The following is a 3,677-nucleotide window of genomic DNA, read 5'->3' as shown; positions in this document are numbered from 1 at the left end:
ATTCACTATTCACTATTCACTATTCACTATTCACCATTCACCATCACCATTCTCGTTCACTTATTTTACGATCAGCTTTTTGGTTTCCGTCTGGCCGCCGAAGCTGATTTTTACCAGGTAGTTTCCTGAAGCAAGCTGGGTAAGGTCCAGGTCCTGTTTGTAGAAACCGGTCTGGTTTGTCAGCTCTGCCGAATATACTTTTTTTCCGGAGAGATCGTAAACTTCCACATTGCCTTTGCTGCTCAGTTTTTCCTTCACTTCAAACAGTACCGTTGCTTTGCGGTCTGCCGTTACAGGATTGGGGTAAATCCCGAAGGATGCCTTTTTGCCGGCAATATCAGTTACGCCCAGTACGGATGAGATGTTTTTATATTTGAAATACATATTTCCGGTAGCGCTTCCTTCATTGGACGTAAAATACATCCTGTAATATTCGGATCCCTGTTTCACATAGTACACCACATTGGAATAAGGGGCGCCCATAGCAGGTTTCCAGGAATGGCCGATGGTGGTGATGTTATTTGAAAACGCAGCGGAAGCGGGGAGGGTGGAAGCAGCGGTGGCCTGCGTTTCCGGCTGTACCTTTGCTACGGAGATATTGCTGTTCTGAAGCACTCCTGCCATGCGGTATTTCATGGTGGCAGGTTGTCCGGTATTCGGGTCAGTATAGGCATAATCGGTCCAGTACCGGGTAAACATCAGGTCCCAGCCCGTTCTGGAAGGTTCCAGTGAAGGTATTTTTTCACCGGTGGTAAAAGAGAAATAATTAAAATAGGCATCATCGGTCCCGTTGGCGATTGTTTTTGAAACGGTAGCGTCCCAGGAGGAAGTTGAAGCGTTCCATTTAGCATATTTAAAGGTATAGCCACCGAAATAATCATCAATCATAAATTTGTAGAAGACGTTGGAAGGGTATTTCAGAATGAAAATCACTTTTCCTTTAACGTGATGGTTTCCCGGGTTGTACTCGCCCCAGCCGTAGGTAGCCGTTCCCTGTTCAAAAGCACCTTTCTGAATAGAGGTTGTATTGTCAAGGTTGTACAAAGGTGATCCGTATGAAGCAACACTGTTTGTGGTAATACTGTTCCAGTCATTCGGATTGTTTGAAGCCTGGTATACCTCCACATTCTGCGCATCATTCATCCGCGTGCCGAAGCTCATGCTCGAATTTCTGTAAAAAGCGATATCCCATGTATTGGCAGGCTGCGAAACCATAGAGTTGGCACTGATGTCATAGAACACACGGTTCTGGTAAGAAGCCCCCATGGTCATATTTACTGTTGTATAACCATTGGCATCCGTCTGTGCGGAAACGGCCTGCTGGATTCCCAATGCAAAGAGGGTAGATAAAAGTAATGTTGTCTTCATATGAAAAAAGCAGTTTTGTTATTTAGAATTATTCTACAAAACTAATTATTTATTTTTAACTATTCTAAATAAAAAAATGATTTTTGTCGTGTTTCGAAACATCTGAATAATTGAGATAATATTTATAGATTGATTATCTGTCTTTTACATAAAAAACCGACCTGCGAAAAAAATCGACAGGCCGGTACAGCGTGTATGTATGCGTTACTTATTTTTTGATGAATTTTGATTTTATGGCCTGGCCGTCCGCAGTTTCAATGATCAGGTAATAAACACCTGCCGTAAGGGTGCTGATGTCGAAAGAAGAACCTGTTGGGGCACCGGAAGCTACCTTCTGACCTGATGCTGAATAGATCCGGATATTCCCGGGTGCTTTTTTCGCCACAAACTGCAAAGCGGTTTGATCATCGTTTACGGCAAACCTGATTTCCTCTTTTGTTTTAACCTGGTCTGAAACGGCCAGGGAAGAGGAAGCCGTAAGGGCGACATCATCGATCAGGATAGCGGCATGGGCCACATTCCCGATGAATCTGAAGGCAATATATTGTGAGGAAGAAGCCGGAACGGTATAGCTGAGGGTCTGTAATGTCGTTGAAGATATGGTTACTGCACTGCCGATCGGGGTGAAGGCAGACATGTCGGTATTGCTGGAAACCAATCCTACCTGTACTGATCCCGTGCCTCCGGATCCTGTGGTCTGGGCTACTTTGAATGAAAGCGTCTGGCTTCCGGTAGGAGCTGTGATCTGCGGGGTAATGGCGTAAAACGGCACATTGGGCGTAAAGAAAGTATAGGCCTGCAGGTATTTGTTGCCATTGGCTGCATCCGGATACAGCCGTTGCCCTGAAAGGACGCTGGTCCATCCGTTTTGCGGCAGCGGATTCCCCGATCCGGTATTGAAAGTTTCAAAATTCTCGTTGATAGAAGCTACTTGCGCATGCGCTGCGACAGCCGTAAGCATCAAAGTTCCAATAAGTAGTCTTAATTTCATAACGTTATTTTTATTTAGAATTATTCCACAAAATTACATATTTATTTTTAACTATTCTAAATAAAGCATTATATTTGTCGAAATTTTTTGAACCCCATGAAGAAGAAACTGCTTTCCGTCCTGTCTTTATCCGCTGTCCTCTGTATGCATGCCCAGGAAAAAGATTCTCTTAACCAGACAAAAATAGAAGAGGTGGTCATCACCGGGCAGTATATGCAGCAGTCGATCAATAAGTCGATCTACAAGGTTGAGGTAATTGACGCGCAGCAGATCAAAAATATGGCGGTAACGAATGTGGCGGAGGTGTTGAATCAGAATCTGAATATCCTGATCCAGCCCAGCAGAGGAAGCGGTGATTCCAATGCCAATATTATGGGGCTTGGCGGAGAGTATACAAAAATCCTGATCGATAACATCCCGGTGGTAAACGATCAGGGAATGGGAAACCTGGTGGATCTTACCAAGCTGAATGTAAATAATATTGAACGTATTGAAGTGGTTAAAGGTTCAATGGGAGTGGAATACGGAAACAATGCTGTAGCCGGAGTCATTAATATCATTACCAAAAAAAACTATTCTAAAAAATTCAATGCCCTGCTTTCCCTGCAGGAAGAAACTGTGGGTAAGGATTACGACTGGTTTAAAAAAGGAAACGGAAGACATGTGCAGTCTTTGAATTTAGGGTACCGTATCAACGATTACTGGACCATTACAGCTGATATTAATCACAACGATTTTCAGGGGTATAAAGGAAAATTAAATGGTTACAAATATTTCAATACCGGAAATGATCTTCTGAGGGGATATGAATGGCAACCCAAGGATCAGCTGATTACCAATGCTGCTTTACGCTATGCTAAAAAAAATACAACCTTGTTCTATAAGGTAAACTTTCTTACTGAAAATATCAACTACCGGGACCAGCGGGTAACGGATCTGCCTCTTGGCGGAGGTGAAAGGACCTATACTTCTGACGATATCGATTATTTTACCAAAAGGTGGATTCATCAGTTCAATATCCAGACCACCCTGGGCCGGATTCATTATATGGGCGACTTCTCTTATCAGACCCAGGAAAGGCAGTCCCAGAACTATCTGTACGATGTCCCGAACAGGAAGGAAATTTCCCGTAAGGAAAAAATCACGTTTTATAAATCCGATGTCCTGTATTCAAGAGGAATGTTCAGTAATTTTCTCGATAGCGATAAAATTAATTTTCAGTTAGGATATGAACTTGACTGGACGGTAGGTTTTGCCAATGCCGCTACCGGTAATTTCGGCATTTCCGGCAAAGAAAATATCAACCGGACAATTTTTA

General features: G+C 43.2%; 3 protein-coding genes. 1 reads left to right on the top strand and 2 read right to left on the bottom strand.

Annotation, left to right across the window (positions count from 1 at the left end; genetic code table 11):
• Window positions 1-60: 60 nt before the first annotated feature.
• Both QZ735_RS18265 and QZ735_RS18260 read right to left on the bottom strand, forming a co-directional pair.
• Complete coding sequence (locus tag QZ735_RS18265) at window positions 61-1,368, bottom strand: T9SS type A sorting domain-containing protein (RefSeq protein WP_294251626.1); 1,308 nt, start codon at window positions 1,366-1,368, stop codon at window positions 61-63.
• Window positions 1,369-1,576: 208 nt separating this feature from the next.
• Window positions 1,577-2,359: a choice-of-anchor J domain-containing protein gene (locus QZ735_RS18260; RefSeq protein WP_294251622.1), complete on the bottom strand. Its 783-nt coding sequence runs from the start codon at window positions 2,357-2,359 to the stop codon at window positions 1,577-1,579.
• 96 nt (window positions 2,360-2,455) lie between these two features.
• On the opposite strand from QZ735_RS18260, the gene QZ735_RS18255 reads away from it, so the two are divergent.
• The coding region (locus tag QZ735_RS18255; RefSeq protein WP_294251620.1) for a TonB-dependent siderophore receptor at window positions 2,456-3,677 on the top strand (1,222 nt) is incomplete at its 3' end.

Origin of the sequence: uncultured Chryseobacterium sp. (assembly GCF_913776365.1) — a bacterium.
Taxonomy (GTDB): domain Bacteria; phylum Bacteroidota; class Bacteroidia; order Flavobacteriales; family Weeksellaceae; genus Chryseobacterium.
Note: the sequence above shows the minus strand (reverse complement) of the source record. Positions and strands in the feature narration are given on the sequence as shown.

Bases quoted from the DNA above. Each gene is read 5' to 3' on its own strand.
- QZ735_RS18265 (WP_294251626.1), bottom strand. From the start codon at position 1,368: ATGAAGACAACATTACTTTTATCTACCCTCTTTGCATTGGGAATCCAG.
- QZ735_RS18260 (WP_294251622.1), bottom strand. From the start codon at position 2,359: ATGAAATTAAGACTACTTATTGGAACTTTGATGCTTACGGCTGTCGCA.